Origin of the sequence: Mangrovivirga cuniculi (assembly GCF_005166025.1) — a bacterium.
Lineage (GTDB): Bacteria > Bacteroidota > Bacteroidia > Cytophagales > Cyclobacteriaceae > Mangrovivirga > Mangrovivirga cuniculi.
The window spans coordinates 3,026,818-3,048,449 of sequence record NZ_CP028923.1; the positions used below are offsets into that span (position 1 = coordinate 3,026,818).

Below are 21,632 nucleotides of genomic sequence, written 5' to 3' on the forward strand. Positions count from 1 at the left end.
GAGAAATACTTCGATAAATGAATAATATCTTTATATTCGGAAATGATTAACTTCACCAACCTCGAATACCTTAAAGAAGGTACGATCCGACAAAAAGAGGCATATAAGGTATTAAATGAACTTAATATAATTGAAGACCTCGAACCCTACTCTCCTGTACTTTCGGGTACAATCCCGATAAATATTGATCTTCCCGATAGTGACCTCGATGTGATCTGTTATGTATCAGAGCTAAATATTTTCTATCAATTATTAATTCACCTCTATGGTGAGCAACCGGGTTTCAATATAAAATCGGTTATAATAAATGATATTGAATCCATAGTAGCCAGCTTTGCTTACCAGGATTTCCCAATTGAAATCTTTGGTCAGAATATTCCGACCACCCGACAAAATGCTTACAAGCACATGATAGCTGAATACATGATTTTAAAGGAAAAAGGAGATGAATTCCGTGAACAAATCATCTATCTCAAATCACAAGGATATAAAACAGAACCTGCATTTGCCAGACTTCTCGAGCTTGATGGCGATCCTTACCTGTCTATCTTACAACTTCACGACAAACAATTTGATATCTGAAAATTCATTAAATTTATTTTAAAAACTAATCCCATCATGAAAAATATATTTTTAATCGTCTTCATCAGTAGTTTTATCACGTTCTGTGGAATAAGTCAGGAAAGTTATCATAAGCAAGTCAATGAAGAAGTATGGACTAAATTTTATAAAGCTTTTGAAAAACTGGATGCGGAATTAATGGCAGAAATTCATTCCGAAGATCTGCTGAGGATCCCTGCTTCAAGTGGAAGAATATTAGGCTATGATGAATATATTAACAACTACAGAAATAATTTCAAAAGTAGAAAGGAAGCAGGAGGTAAAAGCCAAATAGAACTCCGGTTTTTTGAAAGAATAAACAATGGAAAAGCAGCTTCAGAAAGAGGGATTTATAAGCTTACTGTGACCAACAAATCAGGAGAAACCAAAAGTTATTATGGGCAGTTTCACGTTATATTACGAAACCAGAATGAGGAATGGAAAATAATTATGGACTACGACTCAAATGAAGGTGGCACAATAGATGAGAAAAAATTCAACAATGCTAAATCTATAGACGATTTCAATTTGTGATTTATATTTAAAGAATTCTAGACTAAAAAATTTCTTTAAATCTATCATTGAAAATGATCCAAACGGAAAATTACATCATAGACAATATTAAATCTGATGATATTAAAAATATCCATAAGGGATTGTCTGATCCCAGGGTAATTAAATATTATGGGGTGAGTTATGAAACCTTAGTTGAAACACAGGAACAGATGAAATGGTATGAGGATCTGGAAGCAAATGGTACGGGAAAATGGTGGGCCATTCGCAATTCGATATCCAATAAATTTGTGGGTGCAGCCGGTTTTAATAACCACGAAAAAGAACATAAAAAAGCAGAAATAGGATTTTGGTTATTGCCCGAATATTGGAATAAAGGAATCATGTCAGAGGTTTTACCATTGGTAATAAAGAATGCCCAGTCTGATTTGGATATACATCGTATTGAAGCATATGTTGAGGATGGTAATGAATCGAGTGCCAGGCTATTAAAAAGATTAAATTTCAAAAAAGAGGGGACACTTTATCATTCTGAAATTAAAAACGGTAAATTTATTGATGTACATATTTACGCACTTATCTCATAATGATTTGTTGAAATTATAAATGATAAATGTATTTAAAGTAAGATCTTAATAAATCAATATAATCCAATGATAATCAATATCTTAAATTCAAAAATCTAATCAATCAAATGAAGATACGTACAGCAGAAGTCACTGATTTAAAACCATTAAGTATCTTGTTTGATTCCTACCGGGTATTTTACAAAAAAGAAAGCAATTTGGCGGAGGCAGAACTATTCCTTAAGGATAGATTAAGTAATGAAGATTCACAGATTTATGTAGCTGAAACACTCTCAAATCAGGTGGTTGGATTTGTACAACTATATCCATTATTTTCCTCCACTAACATGAAAAGATTGTGGTTGTTAAACGATCTTTTTGTAGCCCCAAAATACAGGGGGCAGGGAATATCAATTGCTTTGATTGATCGGGCTAAGCAACTGGCTAAAGATACACATTCGGCTGGCCTGATGCTGGAGACGGAAAAATCAAATCTCATAGGAAATAAGCTATATCCTAGAACCGATTTTAAATTAGATACAGAACACAATTATTATACATGGGAGCCATAGTAGAAAATGAGGTTCGACATCATAAATTACTGAGAGACTTTTTAGGAACAGAACATCCAGAAAACCGGGAAGGCCTGGAAGAATTTATAAGCTCATTCAAAATCACCCAACATAATAAAGGAGAGATTTTACTTAAAGAAGGGCAAACCGATAAATCATTACGATTTCTAGTGTCAGGAAATATCAGAGAATATTATCAAACTGAAACGAAAGAATCGAATATATTTTTCTATACAATACCTCAGTTTTGTACTGACCTTAATTCATTTCAAAATATTACCCCTTCAAGGAAAAACCAGCAATGCCTGACAGCAGTTACTTTAATGTCTATTAGCAGATCCACATTTACTGAATTCATTTCTAAATATAGTTGTGGCAAATCATTTTTAGGTAGACAATTTGAAAAGATACTAGCTCACAAAGAAAAGTCCGAATATAACCGGACGATGAAAGATCCGGAAGAACTTTATAAAGAGCTTCTTACCGGTAAAGGTGACTGGTTAAATAAAGTACCTCAATACCATATCGCTTCATATTTAAATATTACTCCGGAAACACTTAGCAGAATCAGAAAAAGAATTTCTTGATTTGAATCAATGAAAAAATATGCGGTGGATTATTAATTGCAAATAAAAACTATGAAGATCCATCACATTAGAAATGCAACAATGGTAATTGAATCTGACAACAATTACATTCTCATTGATCCGATGCTAGGCCCAAAAGGAAGCCTGCCTCCTTTCTCCTTATTCAGAAGCAGACCAAGAAAAAACCCAACTATCGAATTGCCGGAAAATGCCTGGGAAATAATAAATAAAACAACCCATTGCCTTATCACCCATCTACATCCTGACCATCTTGACAATAAGGGAGAAAATTTCCTTAGGAAAAATAACATTCCGGTCATTTGTAGTGCAGGAGACTTAAATACCTTAAAGAAAAAATCTTTCAATATTACTCAGATAGTTGACTATCATAAAACGACTCCCTTTTTAAATGGAGAAATAACAGGCATTCCTGCAAAGCATGGTTATGGATTTATTGCCCGTTTAATGGGTAATGTTATGGGATTCCTAATTGATTTAGATAATGAACCCTCAGTTTATCTGAGTTCAGACACTGTTTATACAACTGATGTTAAAAGAGTGCTGGAGGAATTTAGACCCGGGATCAGTGTTGTTGCAGCAGGATCTGCACAATTTGATCTTTTTCAACCACTGTTAATGAATAAAAGAGAATTATTAAAATTCACGATTGATTCACCTGGACAAGTGATCGCTAACCATCTGGAATCAGTAAATCATTGTCCGACTACCCGAAAAGAACTTTTTCAACTATATAATAACTCAGGATTGAGTGAAAAAACATGGATACCAGAAGATGGGGAGTACAGGATATATAAAGTTTGAAAAAACGATTAATCCCTTGATAATCAACAAGTAGAGTAAATCAATAAAAATGAACGTTGATACTAAATATTATTTTTCAGTAAATTATTATTGTTTTACAATAATTTATTATTGATATTTGAAAAACAACAAACAAAACATCATGGAAAATAACATCTTAAAAATTGCTCTTTTCACTGCCCGCTTAATACGCATATTATTTATAGTCGGATTAGTTGTGGTCTTCGGAATGATGATCATATATACGATTGATAGTTCAGTATTCGAATTTGAAAATTTCAGAATGGTCAAAGAATCATTCACCAACCGATCACCGGGTCAGCTGGAGGAAAAAGGAGTACCAGTATCAGAAGTTCCTTCGATGTATATTTATTTGTGGTCAGTAAAATATATTTGTTACTATATAGTCCTTTTCTTTATAGTGACAATTGCGATTAAAATTATTAAATCAATTAAAAGCCTTTCCACTTTCAAATCTGAAAATGTACAGTCATTTAGAAAAATAGGCCTTTTATTCATTTTATTGATGCTTATATCTTCATTTTCTATTTTAGCGATCAACGGGGAAGTTTCTATAAAACTTGACTTCGATTTCAATTATTTGATATGGGCCCTCATATCATTTGTAATGGCTGAAGTGTTTTCAGAGGGAAATAAATTAATGGAAGAAAATAAACTTACAATTTAATATGGCCATTATAATTAATCTTGACGTAATAATGGCTAAAAGAAAGATCCGTTCCAAAGAACTGGCAAAGGAACTCGGTATTACTGAAGCCAATTTATCTATACTAAAGACTGGTAAAGCAAAAGCAATCCGATTTTCAACCCTTGAATCTATTTGTGAAATATTAGATTGCCAGCCAGGTGACATTCTTGAATATACCAATGAATAAAACAAATCGTTTTACAAATATTTTTACATAAGAACATTTCGCAGTATTAAAATTAAAAAACCGTTTGTGTAATTCTTTTTTGAAAAATCAACACGATACATTTATTTGGATTTATAAGTAAGCTAAATTATTTATATGAAAGCAGCAGTACTAACTGCATATGGCTCAGTAGAAAATATCCAGATAAAGGAGGTGCCTGACCCCATTCCAGAAACCAGTGAGGTTTTAATAAAAATTCATACCTGTACTGTATCAGCTGCAGATTGTGAAATTCGCAGATTTGATATTCAACCGCTGTTCTGGATACCATTAAGATTAGTAATGGGATTGTTTAAACCCAGAAAAAATAAAATTCTGGGACAGGAATTTGCCGGAGAAATAATAGCTACCGGACCCGATGTAAAACATTTTAAGATTGGTGACCTGGTATTTGGATCAGGTGGATTCCAAATGGGTTGTCAGGCCGAATATAAATGTAAAAATGAAAATACTGGCATTATACATAAGCCTGCAGGCATCACTTTCGAAGAAGCTGTAACTATCCCTCTGGGTGGATTGAATGCATTACACTATCTTCGAAAGGCTAAAATCACGTCCAGTGACCGCGTTCTCATCATTGGAGCAGGTGGATCTATAGGCACCTATGCTGTTCAATTAGCCAGTAAAACCGGGGCCCATATTACCGCTACTGACAGTCATGAAAAACTGGAAATGTTAAAAGGAATTGGGGCCAATGAAGTAATAGACTATAAAAAAGAAGATTTTTGGCTATCAAAGAAGAAATATGATGTGATATTTGATGTCTCATTTAAAACGGGGTATTCCAAATGTATTAGTGCGTTAGCTCCAAAGGGCAGATACATTCCGGCTGATTATTCCCTGTCTCTTCTATTACGAGGATTTATGACCACACTCTTCACTTCTAACAAAGTGATTATCACACTTGCAGGAGACAAAAATGAAGACTTGTTTGAATTGGCTAAGTTGATAGAAAACAAAAATATTAAACCGGTTGTTGGTAAAACATATACACTCGAAGAAATTCCGGAAGCAAATAGGCATATTGAAAAAGGTCATAAGCAAGGGAGTTTAGTTGTAAGAGTTTCATAAAGACGAATTTTAAAAAAATCAACTCAACACTTTGCAGATCCTATTAAGGAATGATTTTTGTGGTATATATTATAAAATCAAAAGAAACTATGAAGTATTTATTTCCCTTATTTTTCCTATTTATTTTTATTTCCTGTGATGATGGGAATGATCCTAATCGCACTGGAAGAGTTGTAATTCCTATTGTAGAAATGGTGGTACCCGAAACTACAGAAGCTTATTCTCAAGTATCGATCGATATACAGGCAATAGCTCCAAATGGTTGCCATAGCGACCTGGTAATTGAAGCTGACCTTACTGAAGCTAACCGTATACTGTTTACCGCAACAGCTTTTGATAACGGTAATGAAATGTGTCCTGATGTCTTAGTTATAGAAGACTCAACTTTTAAATTTAATATAGGAGCAAATTCTGAATACATTTTTCAGGCGAATGAAGCTCCATTTGACATTATAAGAGATACAACAGTTATCACACAATAGAGATAAATAAAGAAGAGTTGAGGTGATTATTTATTAAATTATACCATATCTATTCTGGTATAATCAATATGAAATTATCTAAAACCCTCCTTTTTCTTTTACTATTTATTTCGTGTAGCAAAAAGTCCATTGAAAAAGTTGAAAAAAGAACCATTCACGAACAGCTAACCAGCCTGAACAAAGCGGCAAACTCATTAGATATAGATAAGTTTATGGATCACTTTCTAAAAAGTGATTCCACTTTATTTGTTTTCAATGCAAACCCGGCATTTGGATGGCAAAACATTAAAATAAGGCGGCTAGAATGTTGGGATACTATAGACACCGCTTACTACAAAATTTACAATCAACACATAATCCCCTTATCTGACTCGGTTTTTACCGCAACTAATTTTGCTACTTCATGGGCGATTACTAAAGAAGGCACAGAGAAAAACGGAAGATTTACCATTTCTATGACGTGGATAAAAACTTCAGAAGGCTGGAAAATCATCGAGGCACATGAATCGGCAGCTGGATTTGACATTAAGTAAGCTTTTTCAACTTTCAAATACTAACTCAAATTATTGTATCATTAAACTATCCAAATACTATCATTTACTTCCGTTTACTAACGGGTATTGCTGGATATCTTCAAAATAATCGCTCAGTTTTCAGGTATAATTCTTCTCATTCATTTGAGATACACGGATGTTTTTTCAACTTTATACCCTGAATTAAAATGGAATTAATGGAATTGCAGACCAACAGCATTACAGAATTAGCTAACAGGTATATTAATAATACGAACAGGCACATTTTCCTTACCGGTAAAGCCGGCACCGGAAAAACAACATTTCTTCGGCAGTTGGTAAATAGCACAGCCAAAAAAACCGCTGTAGCAGCTCCTACAGGTATTGCCGCAATTAATGCAGGTGGTGTAACACTGCATTCGTTATTGCAATTACCTTTTGGGGTATTTATACCTGATCAATACTATTCGTCTGCTGAGTTCATTAATACACCAAGAACGGTTTTATCCGGTTTCAGACTAAACAAATCCAAGCGAAAACTACTTCAGGAACTTGAATTATTAATAATTGACGAAGTAAGTATGTTAAGAGCCGATCTGCTGGATTGTATAGATACGGTTCTCAGGCATGCAAGGAGAAAGAAAAACATTCCGTTTGGAGGTCTCCAGATTTTATTCATAGGTGATTTACTTCAATTACCACCTGTAGTGAAAGATCACGAGCAAGGACATCTGAATAATTATTATAAAAACAGTTATTTTTTTTCTGCTCATGCCCTTCAGGAAAATCCTCCGATCTACCTCGAGCTTAATAAAATATATCGCCAGGAAGATGACCGCTTTGTGAGTTTACTCAACCGATTCCGAAATAATGAAGTAACAAAAGAAGACATAGAATATTTAAATACAAACCATTATAAGGAAATAGATAAAGATACTTTATCTGAAGACCATGTCCGGATTACTACTCACAACCAGAAAGCAGACACAATAAATCTTGAAGCTTTAAATAAACTAACGACAAAACCCCGGACGTTCAACGCGGATATTTCAGGAGACTTTCCGGAAAGTATGTTCCCTGTTAATCCTGAATTACAATTAAAAGAAGGTGCCCAGGTAATGTTTACCAAAAATGATGGTGAGGATAGAAGATATTTTAACGGAAAGATCGGTACAGTTACTGAAATAAATGATGACCTGATCGAAGTAACCTGTCCTGATAATGATCTTCCGATTTCAGTAAGTCCATATGAATGGCATAATATCAGATATAAGCTTAATAAAGAAACAAATGAGGTTGACGAAAAAATCATTGGTAGTTTCAGGCAATTTCCATTGAAGTTAGCCTGGGCAATCACAGTTCATAAAAGCCAGGGATTAACCTTCGACAAGGCAATTCTTGATCTTTCCGATGCATTTGCACCAGGCCAGGTTTATGTTGCTCTATCACGCCTGAGATCACTCGAGGGTTTGGTACTCTCCTCCCCCATATCAGATCAGATGATCAGTAATGATGAAGCGTTAACTTCTTACAGCAACAATAAACCTGAAATTGAAATACTTGAAGAACAATTAAAAAAGGACTTCAAAGAATATCTGAGGATTCATACTTCTGATGCATTTGATTTTTCAAAATTGATGTACACTTTGAAAGATCATCTTAAAAGTTTCGAAAAGCTGGAAGGTGGATCAAAAAAGCTTCCTTATCGTGAATGGACTAGTGAATTATTTTCGGAAGCTCAAAAATTGAGTCTGACTGCTGACAAATTCATCCGGCAGGTTAGAATGATCACAGCAGAAGAAGGCGATGTTCTACCGAACCTTGAAGAAAGAGTAAGTAAAGCAAAAGAGTATTTTGAACCCTTATTAAAATCAATCCAGGAAAAAATCGGTAAACAAATTGATAGCTTAAAACTTCAAACCGGTGTTAAAACTTATACAAACGAATTGATCGAGCTGGAAGCATCAGTTTTTGCCCAGGTAAAAGACCTGGATAAAGCACTTCAGTTTATTAAGGAAACAGGAAAAGGCAATCTTTTAACCAGAGACAAACTAAATACAGAAGCAAAAATTCAATCCAGAAGAGCTACCTTGAACAAAATAAAAAGCAAAGTTCAGAAAAAATCTACCAGGGAGATATCATATGAGCTATACCAGGCAGGTTCAACTATTGAAGATATTGCAGAACAGCGGGGCCTTTCGCCTAATACAATAGCCGGACATATGTGCTATTACGTTGCTCAAGGTGAAGCGAATGTTGAGGACTTTATAGAAAAAGAAAAGATTGATAATATTCTAAAGGTTGTTGATACTATAAAAAGCTTTAAACTTAATGATATAAAAGAAAAGCTGGGAGACGAATATGAGTATGGAGATATTAAATTTGCCCTGGCATTTAGAGAAAGTCAGGAGATATAACAATCTCTTTAATAGTGTTTAAATTTCTTCCTTAAAGTAAGTTCTATCAGAAATTCCACATGATAATATGAGAATCTCAATTTAATAAGTAAATAAATAAAGAATTTTAAAAAAAATCAGATAATTTTTACCATAGCAACTTTTACTTTGTATTTTAATATTTAAATCAAAAATTAAGTTATGAGAAAGTTAAATTTTTTATTAGTGACATTGTTTGTCCTATCATTTACTGCGTGTAACGAAAGCAGTGAGTCAACAGAAGATACAACAACAGAAACCACTACCGAAGAAACTACTACTGAGGAAACTACTACCGAAGAAGAAGATAAAGTAGAAGTACAATTAGACGCTGAAGAAAAAGAAGTTGGCATCGAAACTGAAGATGTTGATGTAGATCTTGAAGGTGACGAAGAAGAAAGCGATAGCGAAAATAATTAATAAATAAATTATACATTTAATTAGTTCAGGCAATACTTTAATTAGTATTGCCTTTTTTGATGATATTTAAATCGAATAGGTTTACTATTATTGACTTAATAAACTTTCCGGACTTTGCATAACTAAAAAACTAAACAACACCAGTAACAAAGTTGGTCTTCCGGTCTTCAGAATATATTACCATAAAAAATATTTTAATAATTAGGTTACCTTCGATTTATTAGTTTCGTAATAAACAATTTGGCAACAATAAACTACATCTTATTAAAGTAAGAGTTTTCAATTCTGTCTTTAAAATTCTAACTTCCATGTTTTTTAAGAGCCTGGAAAATTCCAGATCTATATTGAAATACCTGTTTCTGGCAAACTTGTATGAATTATTCATTGATGATATTAAAAAATAAATTTCAACGCGTTTTTATATTAATACTTTTGACCTTTTTATTAAACGGTTGTATTGAACCATACGACTTTGTGATAGAAAACGAAGGGACTAACCTTGTTGTGGAAGGATATATTTCTAATGTATCAAGAAACGAATCTACCCTATTCCCAAGTGATGGCCGTTATTTTTCAGTAAAAATTTCATATACCAGTTCAGTAACAAACAGGTTAAGTCAACCTGTTACAGATGCCTTTGTTGAACTCGTCGATGACGATGGCAATAGCTGGAATTACACTGAAACACGAGATAATAATCCTGCATATTATCTTTATGATACCGATTTTGAGGCCCTGCCTGACCGAAAATACCAACTAAGAATTACTCTGCCTAACGAAGAAAAATTTGAATCTGAATGGGTATCATTACCTAGCACACAAATAAAGCCGATGGGTTCGATAGATTTTGAGGAAGCCAGTATTGATAAGTATGATTATGTGGATGGTAAAAAGGAAATTATAACAGAAGAAGGAGTTTTTGTTACCGTCGAAATACCTGAAAATGAATCAGGAGAATCCGTTTATTATAGATGGGAGTATGATCCTACCTGGATAATCAAAACGATTATAGATGCAAATTACACGCAAGAAACACTTCCTCCAACAACCTGTTGGGCTATCAATAAAAACTATTTGACCGGGTATAATTTATTAGAGGACATCATAGGTGGTTATGAAAAGCAAGTATTTTTTATGCCAACTCATGGAAACGAACGTATCTATGAAGAATTATCTGTATTAATAATACAGCAAACGTTAAATAAAGATTATTACAATTTCTGGAAGGAATTAAAAGAGTCCACCTCAAATAGTTCTATTAATGATCAGCAACCATTTAATCTAAACAGCAATCTAAAAAACTCAAAAACAAACGAGAAAATATCAGGTTATTTTGATGTAGTTCAGGAACAAGCCAAAAGATGGTATTTTAACAGATATGACCTTTCATACTTTGTTCAAAACCAAAGAGAATATATTTGTTACGAAACCTATGGTCCTGCAGGTCCTTTGCCTGAATGTGCTAATTGCCTTAAATATACCAATGGTGAAGCAGTAGATATAAAACCATCATGGTGGGGTGAATAAGGTAATGGAAATATTAAATTGACCTTACTGGAAAACTATTGTTGTCAGTACAAAAATGCACTTCATAAATCAGACGATAAAACAGTCTGATTCACACTTTTTACTCAGGTAAAATAACTATTCAACAAATTAGAGAATTGCTTTATGAATCTACCAGAGAATCAGGAACCCGAATGGATCTATAAAATCAGTGGCGACGATTCAGCCAGGTTTGTCCTGGGAGAAAAAGGTAATAACATGATTGCTTGCATTGGTTTAAATCCCGGTCAGGCTCGCCCGGGAGATCTTGAAGGAACCCTAAGTTTTGTTAAGCGAATTGCTAATTTCAATGGCTATGATGGCTGGGTTATGTACAATGTATATCCTCAGCGAGCGACAAATCCAAAAAACATTCATCATCAATTTGATAAAGATTTGATAAAAGAAAACATAAATATTATCAGGAGTAGTCTCTTAGATTTAAAAATTAATACTATTTGGCTTGCTTATGGGGACTTGATTGAGTCCAGACGACTATTCAAGCCTTCCATGATCGAACTTTATGAAGTTTTAAAAGATTTAGAATTAGAATGGAAAATAATTAGTACCCCTACAAAAAAAGGCCATCCTCGTCATCCTTTGTATAAGCCAACCAAAAGCTTACTTTATCATTTTGAGATGGAAGAATACGCTAGAAAGCTTCTTTTATAATATATTATTGTAAACCGATTCAACCCATGAACCATGTGAAGAGTTTAGTTGTTTTTCTTAGCCGCTGAAATATAATTAGTAGTCAGCCCAAATTTTAATACAGAAACGAAGATCGCACCACCAATCAAATTACCTAAAACCGAAGGCCATAGAAATTGCCAGTAATCTTTATAATCAATCGAATCACTTACCCACATTGCTGTAAGCACTTCAACACTACCCACTATACAGTGGTGCAATCCTGCCATTCCGATAATTATCGTAATTAATAAAATCAATACAATTCTTGAGATACTTTCCTGTACAGAGGTGATCAACCATCCTAATAATCCCATCATCCAGCCAGCCAGGATCGCACTTCCCATAACTATGCCAATCGGTTCTTTAATAAACTTTTCTCCAAGTTCGATAAGTGTAGATTCAGGCACAAATCCTTTAGCAGGGCCAAACCATGAAAAACCGTAAGAAAAGATTAATCCTCCTATTAAGTTTCCAAGCAGAACTAACCCCCACAACGTCAATAAACTAACAAAATTCTTAGATTTGTTTAATACAGGAATCATGGCCAGGGCTGTCTGTTCTGTAAACAATTCTGATCGCCCGATGATAACGAAAATAAACCCGATAGGATAGCCAAAACTAACTATCAACCCTAGTACATCTGGGGGATAAATATCTTTAAAAACTGTATGCAAATACCCCATTAAAACCAGGCTAAAACCAATTTCCAATCCTGCGATCAGAGCTGATAAAAACAGTTTCCAGTTTTTAAGTTCATAAATCTCAAAACCAAACCGGGCCTGTTCTTCTACAATTTCATCAGGATTCTTCTGGGAATTTTCAGACATTCTATTCTTTTAAATTAAAATATATTCAACCGATTAGCTGAAGTATAATAAATTTAACTTATTTCATACCATTAATGTTAGAACACATTAGAATAATTGTCAATAAAGTATTAGGTAGCCCGATTATATTAAGTTTTAACAGGTACAAGCACATCTAAAAATAAGTAACATTACTACAAAATTTGGCAATAAAAAATCCATTCACTTTTAGCTAAAAGAGAATACACGATAAATAGAAATGAAAAATTCAATGTATATTTCTTATTGGTCTAAAGTAAAAAGCCAACCAGTTTAGCTTTCCTTTTAAATGGACGTAATTCTTTTTTTACCTTCTTTTTATACTTTTTAAAATCATTTTCTCCCAATAAGTCCTTAAATACTTTTGCATTCTTTTCCTGGGCTTTACGAAACCTCCTGGTTTTTTCTTCCTTGCTATCTGAACTTTTGGCTATAGAGAAAATATCATTGACTACATTCCTGTTTGTTTCCTTGAGTTTTTCTTCTTTGTCAGAACTTAATCCCAGGCCTTCAAATTTATTCATGGCTTTTAGCACTTCATCTTTTTCTACATCAACATCCTGGGCGTAGGCAACAGGCATGGAAAAAAGCATTATTAAAACGATTGGCAGATAATTTTTTAATGTCCTCATTGTAATTGATAGCTAAATTAAACTTAAAATAAGTAAATAATTTCTTATTATAATTTAATTAATATTTAGATTATTTGTTTTACTAGCCATTAAAAAATTTTTCTTCGGTATGAAATCATAAGATTAGTTTTATCAATTAATGCCTGTAAAATATTAATACTATCTAATTATTAATGTTATGGTGAAATCACTGGTATCTTTATACAAACATTTAGAAATTTGAACCGTTCATTATTTATTATACACTTATCGAGCTTTAGAACTCTTAATATGGCAGAAACATCTTTTTGGACAGGATCAGAAAAATATCTTTGCGACCCGGCATTAGCCCAGGCTTTTCATATGGCCAGAACACTTGGAATGCCTTTATTGATTGAAGGAGAACCGGGTACTGGTAAAACAGAATTACCAATACATTACGCCAACGACCGAGGTCTGGATCTGGAAGTTTTTCCTGTAGGGTCTAAAAGTAATGTCGAACAATTTGTAGCCCGTTTTGATCATGTAAAATATCTTCGTGATTCTCAAATAGAAATCCTCAATGCCCAAAGAGAAGAAAAGGGACTGGAAAGCAAACTTACTACCGGTGGAAGAAACCCGGAATCATTAAAAGATTACGTTGTAAAAGGACCGGCAACTATTGCTTATGAAAAGCCTAATTCGGTCTTACTTATTGACGAAATCGACAAAGCACCAAGAGAATTCCCTAATGACCTGCTTTATGCATTAAGTCACCGAAAATTTATCATGCCTGAATCGGGTGAAGTAGTCGAGGTATCTGAAAAAGATATGCCGGCCATAGTGATCACTTCAAATCGTGAACAGGAATTACCAACTGCCTTTAAAGGAAGATGTATCTATCATTATATTGATTTTCCGGGTAAAGAAACCATGGAAAAGATCATAGAAAAGCATCATCCTGCACTTGATGAAAAAGTAGTCCGTGCTGCAATGGATGTTTTTTATAATTTGAGAAGACTGGGACTTGAACGTGCTCCGACAACTCGAGAGATCCTGAACTGGTTAAAATATATGAGTGAAGTTGCCCCTGAAGAAGCAATAAAAAAGATCAATGGCCTACAAGGCATCGGGGTGCTAATCAAAACTCAAAATGACATGGAAAAAGTCAATCGCATGATCGGTGCTGATGACTCATTTTACGGATCTAATTTGAATTAATATGTTTAGCTCATTACCAGAACACTTTCGCGCTTACGGCTTGAAAGCAGATGTCAGAACATTACTGCTTTTAAGAAAAGCTATGCAAAAAGAACTGGTAAAGACTCTTGGTGATATCCATAATGTTTTAAAAGGTATAATAGTCAAAGAACCAACCGATATCGGTCCTTTCACTAAAGCTTATTATGCTTATTTTTTACATATTCCTATTGAGCCAGGCCAGACACTTGAGGATGCCATTCTAAGATCAGAAACATTTGCTAAATGGAAGACCCAGTTTCTCGATGAGGCAGACCGTGATTATGATGATGAGGAACTCGTTAATACCTTCCTCGACGAAGTTCACCTTACCAGTTATGACATCAAAGAAATTATCAATGGTAAGGAGATCTGGGATCAGGATAATCCGGATCTCGAGGATAGCGATACGGCTATGAACGACCAGGATACTGAAAGAAGAGATCTGACCAAAATGGCTGACTATTCAGATCTGTCACTCGAAGAATTACTCGAACGAATGGAAAAAGTCAGGCAACAGCAAAAAACTAGGCACGAAGGAGGAAGTCACTGGATAGGAACCGGTGGTATTTCACCTTATGGTCATGGAGGAGCAGCTAAAAACGGAATACGAGTTGGAGGTCAGGGAGGTGGAAAGATGGCCAGAAAAGTGATGGGCGATGAACATTATTTCCCGATCGACCGTGATGCTCTGCTTAATGACAATAACGTCGATGCTGCACTGGCTTCAATAAAAGGAGTTATACAAGAAAGTGCCTTCGAAAAGCTCGACGTACCAAAAACTATTAAATCAGGCATTAAACGCGGGGGTTTGTTTATTCCGGAGCTAACCAGTGAAAAAAATGAAGAGCTGAAAGTCATTGTGCTAATAGACAATGGCGGTTATTCTATGGCTCCTTACGTGAGAAGTGTACAAAACCTGTTCCGAAAAATGAAAACCCGCTTTGCTCACGATCTGGAGACATACTACTTTCATAATACGATCTACGACAGGGTTTATACTGACGAGCGTAGAACAAAATCAATTACGATCGATCAGCTTTTAATGCATAGTAAAGATTACCGGATATTTTTTATCGGCGATGCAGCTATGGCACCATATGAAATGGATTCATTAAGCATTCGCACTCTAAAGTCTATAATTAATAAGTTTAAAAAGACAGTCTGGTTAAACCCGGAACCATTAAAATACTGGCCGTACACTTACACGATACAGGTAGTCCAGCAGATCATCCCCATGTATCCACTAACACCAGCGGGGATCGAACGAGCAGTAGTGGCAATGAATAAGAAAAGGTCAGAAGGAAGCTGATTTATTAATAAAACTACATCTGCTTGACTGTGTATCAACAGGCAAGTTAATTTTCTTTCACATTTCAGGTGGAGACACTTGAAATCAGAGGCTTCAATTTATGATTAACCTTCTGAGGATCCATTTATCAAAATAGGTGATCCTTAGTGCTTGGCTGTGTCTCAACAGACAAGATATAAATGACACGCTATAAAAACTACCTATGCTTGACTGTGTCCCCACAGGCAAGGTATCTGCTTTCACATTTCAGGTGAAGACACCTGAAATCAGATACTGCTTTTACAAATCAAAATAGTTTTATATATTTACATCGTACACGATATAATTGTAAGCGATTTATGTATATACACACTTCTAAAACACAAAAGGTACTAAGAATATTGCTCGGCCTGTTTATGGTGTTCGCTGCTATCGGGCATTTAACATTTGACAGGGCAGAATTTCAGGCTCAAGTGCCAAATTGGGTACCTTTGTCCAAAGACCTGGTAGTGATACTATCCGGAATAGCAGAGTTATCATTAGGGCTGGCAATGGTCTTTCTTAAAAAGTATCGAATTGAGACCGGTATCGCACTAGCAGTATTTTATGTTTTGATCTTTCCGGGAAATATTGCTCAATATGTTAATGGAACTGATGCCTTCGGGTTAGATACAGACCGAAAAAGGCTCATCAGGCTCTTTTTCCAGCCGGTATTAATTTTATGGGCACTTTGGTCAACAGGAGCATGGAAATATTTGTTTAATAAGAAAGAAACTAAAAAAAATCATGATTAATTCATTTTACGATCTGGAAGCAGAAGATATCAAAGGTCAGAAAATACCGATGAGTGAATTTGAAGGCAAAACTGTAGTAGTAGTTAATACTGCCAGTAAATGCGGTTTAACCCCTCAATATGAAGGCCTGGAAAATCTATATGAAAAATACAAGGATAAGGGTTTAGTAATCCTGGGTTTTCCGTGTAATCAATTTGCCGGTCAGGAGCCTGGTGATGAAAATGACATTCAGGAGTTTTGCCAGTTAAATTATGGAGTTAGTTTCCCGATGTTCTCCAAAGTAGATGTAAACGGGTCGGATACTCATCCGGTTTTCAAATATCTTAAATCTGAACTCGGTGGATTCCTGGGAAACAAAATAAAGTGGAACTTCACGAAATTTGTGATAGATAAAAACGGCAAGCCAGTAAAGCGCTTCTCTCCCACTACCAAACCTGAAAAAATGGAAGCAACAATTAAAGCGGTACTTAAATCTTAATTGGCATAAATAATTATTAAAACCAGGGTTATTATTTATTTAACCCTGGTTTTTTTAATGCAATAGTGGCTATAATTATTTTTTATTTTATTTGAATAGACACTCTAAGTCCCTTCGATTTTTTAAAAAATTGCTACCTGCCTTTTAGGCAAAAGAAACACTGACTTTCTTGATATAAGTTTAAACAGAGATAGAAAAAAAGAATATTTCAAAAAACTAATTCAAAGAAAACTCTAAAAATCGAATTATTTCTTTCTATTAGCTATAGTTTCGCCATTTTAAAACAATAACGAAAACAGATACTTTAATTTTTTAAATATCATCGGTTCTCCTTTTAGACCTTTGTTAAAAATCAATTTATGAATAAAGTTTTATTACCATTATTAGTATTACTGATTATTTCATGTTCAGTTAATCAAAGTAATGATGTTGAAAGCGATAAATCAGATTCTACAGCATCATGGATAGACCAACAAGTAACAGAAATCTTAGAAAAGGAAAATATACCTTCAATCTCAATCGCAACAATACAGAATGGAGAACCAGCCCTTCTCAAAGGTTATGGTGTATTAAACAGAAAAGGAACTGCAAATTCAAATGAAAATACAGTATATCAAATTGCCTCAGTTTCTAAAATGTTTACTGGTACTATTGCAAATCATCTTTTAAAAGAAGGAATTATAGATCTGGATGAAAAAATAGTCTCATACCTTCCTGAAGACTTATCTACATCTAATAAAGAGAAGTTAGGAGACATAAAATTACGCCATCTGATGCACCATCGTTCCGGGTTACCCAGGGATTCTAAAGTTGTTAAAAGGGTTGATGGAGAACCATTTTTAGGTGGTTATACAGAAGATGATTTATTAAAGGATTTAGATGTTTTAGAATTAGAATTTAATTCTAATGAAAAATATAGTTATTCAAACATAGGCTATGGGCTTTTAGGATATATTTTAGAGCGTGCAAGTGGAAAATCGTACGAAGTCCTACTAAACGAGTATATCACAGATCCATTGGAGATGAATAATACCGAAGCTAATCCAGCTAATATCGATAAGAAGATAACTGCTACTCCATATAGGAAGGACGATAGAAATACACCTACCAAAGCTTGGGAAAGTGGAAAATTAGTTCCTGCGGGAGGTTTATATTCTACGACCGAAGATTTATCTAAACTTATGGTGCATCAGATCCAAGATTATGCAGAATACGAAAAAACAGGATCTGCAAGTAATTTTATAATTACAGAATTTAAAGCACCAAGAAAGTCTGAAATCGAATCTTATGGATTTGGCCTGATTGAAGTAAATACAGAAAGAGGGAATATTTACGGTCATCAGGGAGACATGGATGGTTTTGCCAGTAGTTATTTATTCTTTCCAAAATATAAAGTTGGAGTTATATTACTAACATCCAGTGGTGGTGACTGGCTGGGGAAATTATCGAGTGAAATACTCAAAAAACTCGTAGAAGAAGCAAAACAGAAAGGATAAGACTCCTTTCAAAAGTAAAAAACAATTGAAGCGTTAGGGATTCCTTACGCTTTTTTTATTTGTTAAATATCAATTTCAAGAGTTCTAAGATAATTGTTCATGCCTAGAAAAGCGAGCAATAGTGATGCCCGCAAAATGACCCATGATTTTTTTTTAAAAATTATATAAAATGCCTCTGCTTGGCTGTGTCTCAACAGGCAAGGTAATCTTCTTTCACATTTCAGGTGGAGACACCTGAAATCAGAGGCATCAAGGTAGCAATGACCTCTATATAAACTACCTCTGCTTGACTGTGTCTCCACAGACAAGGTAAAAAATACCTTACTTCACATTGTTTCTGTTTTATTGTAACCTCAAAAAAAGTGAAAATTATTAATTGCATTTGATGAAAAAGCAACTAAAAAAAGAATCATCTAAGAGCTAGAAACAACAATCCCTTGATTAATAACACTTTACGAACTAAAATATTTTTACAGATCAGATATTTTCTATATATTAAGGTATTGTAAGCTCATTGTTAACCAGAACTCATGCAAAAATTACACTCACATACTCTGTTGATTGCTGTAAAACCTTTTAGCTTACAAGGTGTGCAACCAATCTTCGACAACTAGTCAATTCTCACTTTCTTATTAAATCAGTCCTTTCATTTTTTGACAGGTGTACTATCGTATGCGGAAGTCTACACCCAAGCTGTATCCAATAGGGGCTGAAATTACATTCATCTATCTATAACCAAAATCCAAAAGACCATGAAAATCTTTAACAAATTTTCTATGGCTGTACTTATAGCCATGCTCTCATTTTATTCCTCAGCCCAGCCTTCAAAGTATGATTACAGCCTGGAGGGAGGTACAGTTAACAACCATGGATCTATCTCTCCTAATAAAGCTACCATGTTAATAGGTGGTGCCGAAGCAGGTGCTTCCGGAGAAATAGAAGCAACTACCTGGTTCTTAAATAATGCTGCTGGCGGAGATTATCTTGTTATCCGGACAGGAGGCACAGGCGGACAGGCCGCGTGGGTTTGGAATAATTTCAGTTCTCTTATAAGTTCTGCTGCTGAGCTCTCCATCGACAGCCGAAAAGCCGCTAACGATGCTTCTGTTGCACAATACATATATGATGCTGAAGCTATCTTTATAGCTGGTGGTGATCAGACATCCTACGTTGAAAACTGGAAAGATACTGAGGTAGAAACAGCTTTAAATTATGTGATTAATGTAAAAGGCATTCCAATTAGCGGTACTTCTGCAGGAATGGCCATTCTTGGCAGTTCATATTACGCCCCCGCCTCAACAGGAGTATTGTCTTCAGAGATATTAAATGATCCCTACAATAATAACATGACCAATTCATTATTTTATGATGACTTTTTAGACATTCCCTATCTTAGTAATGTAATAACAGATACCCATCTTGATCGAACACATGGTTCTGGAAATGAAAATCGCTACGGACGTGTATTTGGATTTTTAGCTCGATCGGTGAACGATCAGAATTCTTTAAATCGTTACGCAATAGGTTGTGAAGAAGGAGCATTTGTTTGTATTGATTCCAATGGTATTGCTAAAGTATTCGGTAGTGGTAATAACAATCAAAGCCATGCCTACTTTTTGCAAGTTAATTGCCAGGCGCCTGAAACTGTTCAGAGCGGATCTCCTTTAGTTTGGAATAACAGTGGACAAGCTGTGAAAGTATACCAAATTCCCGGTTCTCAAGATGGATCAGGTAATAGTTTTGATTTAAATAACTGGACTACAGCTTCCGGAGGCGGGTGGATGGATTGGTTCACAACCGGCGGGTATTCGGGATTTAATTTTATAAATGGCAGCGGGACCTCTACAGGAGCAACATCTCCATCCGGTTGTTCAGGTAATCCGGAAGAATGTACAGCTCCTTCATCCTTGAATAGCAGTAATATCACATCAAATTCAGTTACAATCAGCTGGGCAGCCACAAACGCAAATAGCTATGACCTTCAATATAGAGAAAGTAGTTCTTCAATCTGGTCTACTATAAACACGACCTCAACGAGTGAAAACATCTCTGGTCTATCTTCCAATACGATTTATGAATATCGGGTTCGATCAATTTGCAGCTCAACTACATCAGTCTATTCGGCTATAGATCAATTTTCTACCTTAAGTGAAGGAGGTGGAACTGTGAATTATTGTACCTCCTCAGGAAGCAGTACTCAATATGAATATATCGATGAAGTTGCAATAGACAATACATCTAATATTAGTGGAAATGATAGTGGCTATGGAGATTATACAAACTTTACATTTAATTTGAATGCAGGTAGTTCTCACACCATGTATATATATCCTCAAACAAGCGATCGGGAAATTATTATTGCCTGGATAGACTTTAACCAGGATGGAGATTTTACAGATGCAAATGAAGAAGTACTCTATGCCCAAACCAGAAGAAGGGCCAGGGGAACTATCTCAATCCCATCAGATGCTAAAAACGGAACAACAAGAATGCGTGTATCTATGAAATATGCCAACGATGGGGCACCAACATCATGCGAAAACTTTCAGTATGGGGAAGTGGAAGATTATATTATAAATATAAGTGGAGGTTCAACTGCACGAATAACCTCCTCCTTAGAATCTATACCTTCGAAGGAAATAGATTTTAAAAAGGAGGAAATGATCGTATATCCAAATCCATCAAAAGGAAAATTTTCAGTTAACATTTCTCAAGACGAGTTGGTAGAGATCGTCATTCATAACATCACCGGAGAAATAATTATGACACAAAAAAAGAAAAGTATAGATCTCAGCCATGTAAAAGCTGGTGTATATTTTATGACAATTAAAACAACTAAAAGAAGCCAGGTTATAAGATTGGTGAAAAAAGAATAATAAACAACTATAAAGTAAAAATTGTAAAACATCATTCTATCAGGGATGGTGTTTTTTTATTTTACATTAGCAAGGATGATTTCATTTATTATTTGAAACATCGATTAAAAAAACACAAATCAAAAGCAAGATAATTACATCTAATTTGAAAAGAATCAAATTAATACATTAATTATAGCCATAATTGATTTCTATTGTCTTTTCTTAAAAAGAAAGACCTAAAAATTAATAGTTAGGCAGGAAATTTGAAGTAAACTTAATTATTAATTA

At 34.7% G+C, this 21,632-nt stretch carries 23 protein-coding genes; 21 read left to right on the forward strand and 2 right to left on the reverse strand.

Annotated elements, in window-relative coordinates:
- Positions 1-42: 42 nt before the first annotated feature.
- The 15 genes from DCC35_RS13245 to DCC35_RS13315 all read left to right on the forward strand — a co-directional run bounded on the left by DCC35_RS13245 (position 43) and on the right by DCC35_RS13315 (position 11,732).
- Positions 43-582 (forward strand): DUF4269 domain-containing protein, encoded by a 540-nt coding sequence (locus tag DCC35_RS13245; protein WP_137091257.1) that lies wholly within the window; start codon positions 43-45, stop codon positions 580-582.
- A gap of 36 nt (positions 583-618) precedes the next feature.
- Positions 619-1,134, forward strand: coding sequence for a YybH family protein (locus tag DCC35_RS13250; RefSeq protein ID WP_137091258.1), 516 nt, complete (start codon positions 619-621; stop codon positions 1,132-1,134).
- Positions 1,135-1,187: 53 nt separating this feature from the next.
- Positions 1,188-1,700, forward strand: a complete 513-nt coding sequence (locus tag DCC35_RS13255; RefSeq protein ID WP_137091259.1) for a GNAT family N-acetyltransferase — start codon at positions 1,188-1,190, stop codon at positions 1,698-1,700.
- Positions 1,701-1,807: 107 nt separating this feature from the next.
- Positions 1,808-2,251, forward strand: coding sequence for a GNAT family N-acetyltransferase (locus DCC35_RS13260; RefSeq protein WP_137091260.1), 444 nt, complete (start codon positions 1,808-1,810; stop codon positions 2,249-2,251).
- Positions 2,239-2,838, forward strand: coding sequence for a Crp/Fnr family transcriptional regulator (locus DCC35_RS13265; RefSeq protein WP_137091261.1), 600 nt, complete (start codon positions 2,239-2,241; stop codon positions 2,836-2,838). Before DCC35_RS13260 ends, DCC35_RS13265 begins: the two co-directional genes overlap by 13 nt.
- A gap of 51 nt (positions 2,839-2,889) precedes the next feature.
- Entirely contained in the window at positions 2,890-3,660 is a 771-nt protein-coding gene (locus DCC35_RS13270; protein WP_137091262.1) for an MBL fold metallo-hydrolase, read from the forward strand.
- Positions 3,661-3,802: 142 nt separating this feature from the next.
- Positions 3,803-4,348 (forward strand): DUF2975 domain-containing protein, encoded by a 546-nt coding sequence (locus DCC35_RS13275; protein ID WP_137091263.1) that lies wholly within the window; start codon positions 3,803-3,805, stop codon positions 4,346-4,348.
- A gap of 1 nt (position 4,349) precedes the next feature.
- Positions 4,350-4,556 (forward strand): helix-turn-helix domain-containing protein, encoded by a 207-nt coding sequence (locus tag DCC35_RS13280; RefSeq protein WP_137091264.1) that lies wholly within the window; start codon positions 4,350-4,352, stop codon positions 4,554-4,556.
- Positions 4,557-4,691: 135 nt separating this feature from the next.
- Positions 4,692-5,666 (forward strand): NAD(P)-dependent alcohol dehydrogenase, encoded by a 975-nt coding sequence (locus tag DCC35_RS13285; protein WP_137091265.1) that lies wholly within the window; start codon positions 4,692-4,694, stop codon positions 5,664-5,666.
- Between the two features lie 89 nt (positions 5,667-5,755).
- Complete coding sequence (locus DCC35_RS13290) at positions 5,756-6,148, forward strand: hypothetical protein (RefSeq protein ID WP_137091266.1); 393 nt, start codon at positions 5,756-5,758, stop codon at positions 6,146-6,148.
- Between the two features lie 68 nt (positions 6,149-6,216).
- Positions 6,217-6,681: a nuclear transport factor 2 family protein gene (locus DCC35_RS13295; protein WP_137091267.1), complete on the forward strand. Its 465-nt coding sequence runs from the start codon at positions 6,217-6,219 to the stop codon at positions 6,679-6,681.
- A 197-nt stretch (positions 6,682-6,878) separates the two neighbouring features.
- Positions 6,879-9,077 carry a helix-turn-helix domain-containing protein gene (locus DCC35_RS13300; protein ID WP_175402820.1) on the forward strand — a complete coding sequence of 733 codons (2,199 nt, stop codon included), beginning with the start codon at positions 6,879-6,881 and terminating at the stop codon, positions 9,075-9,077.
- A 180-nt stretch (positions 9,078-9,257) separates the two neighbouring features.
- On the forward strand, positions 9,258-9,515 hold the full coding sequence (locus DCC35_RS13305; protein WP_137091269.1) for a hypothetical protein: 258 nt from the start codon (positions 9,258-9,260) through the stop codon (positions 9,513-9,515).
- A gap of 387 nt (positions 9,516-9,902) precedes the next feature.
- On the forward strand, positions 9,903-11,042 hold the full coding sequence (locus DCC35_RS13310) for a DUF4249 domain-containing protein (RefSeq protein WP_394347730.1): 1,140 nt from the start codon (positions 9,903-9,905) through the stop codon (positions 11,040-11,042).
- Between the two features lie 144 nt (positions 11,043-11,186).
- Positions 11,187-11,732, forward strand: a complete 546-nt coding sequence (locus DCC35_RS13315) for a DUF1643 domain-containing protein (RefSeq protein ID WP_137091271.1) — start codon at positions 11,187-11,189, stop codon at positions 11,730-11,732.
- A 44-nt stretch (positions 11,733-11,776) separates the two neighbouring features.
- Here the strand turns inward: DCC35_RS13315 and DCC35_RS13320 are convergent, their stop codons facing one another.
- A complete protein-coding gene (locus tag DCC35_RS13320; protein ID WP_137091272.1) occupies positions 11,777-12,580 on the reverse strand; it encodes a formate/nitrite transporter family protein in 804 nt (267 codons plus the stop codon).
- A gap of 269 nt (positions 12,581-12,849) precedes the next feature.
- Positions 12,850-13,230 (reverse strand): hypothetical protein, encoded by a 381-nt coding sequence (locus DCC35_RS13325; RefSeq protein WP_137091273.1) that lies wholly within the window; start codon positions 13,228-13,230, stop codon positions 12,850-12,852.
- A gap of 270 nt (positions 13,231-13,500) precedes the next feature.
- Here DCC35_RS13325 and DCC35_RS13330 point away from each other — a divergent pair, with 270 nt between their 5' ends.
- From DCC35_RS13330 to DCC35_RS13355, 6 genes are all read left to right on the forward strand, one after another.
- On the forward strand, positions 13,501-14,409 hold the full coding sequence (locus DCC35_RS13330) for an AAA family ATPase (protein ID WP_137091274.1): 909 nt from the start codon (positions 13,501-13,503) through the stop codon (positions 14,407-14,409).
- Between the two features lies 1 nt (position 14,410).
- Positions 14,411-15,739: a hypothetical protein gene (locus tag DCC35_RS13335; RefSeq protein WP_137091275.1), complete on the forward strand. Its 1,329-nt coding sequence runs from the start codon at positions 14,411-14,413 to the stop codon at positions 15,737-15,739.
- Positions 15,740-16,077: 338 nt separating this feature from the next.
- Positions 16,078-16,512, forward strand: coding sequence for a DoxX family protein (locus tag DCC35_RS13340; RefSeq protein WP_137091276.1), 435 nt, complete (start codon positions 16,078-16,080; stop codon positions 16,510-16,512).
- Positions 16,505-16,990, forward strand: coding sequence for a glutathione peroxidase (locus DCC35_RS13345; protein ID WP_137091277.1), 486 nt, complete (start codon positions 16,505-16,507; stop codon positions 16,988-16,990). The genes DCC35_RS13340 and DCC35_RS13345 overlap by 8 nt, the downstream gene beginning before the upstream one ends.
- A gap of 359 nt (positions 16,991-17,349) precedes the next feature.
- A complete protein-coding gene (locus tag DCC35_RS13350; protein ID WP_137091278.1) occupies positions 17,350-18,486 on the forward strand; it encodes a serine hydrolase domain-containing protein in 1,137 nt (378 codons plus the stop codon).
- Positions 18,487-19,262: 776 nt separating this feature from the next.
- The gene (locus tag DCC35_RS13355; protein ID WP_137091279.1) at positions 19,263-21,362 is read left to right on the forward strand and encodes a GEVED domain-containing protein; all 2,100 of its coding nucleotides are present in this window, start codon (positions 19,263-19,265) and stop codon (positions 21,360-21,362) included.
- The last annotated feature ends 270 nt before the right edge of the window (positions 21,363-21,632 follow it).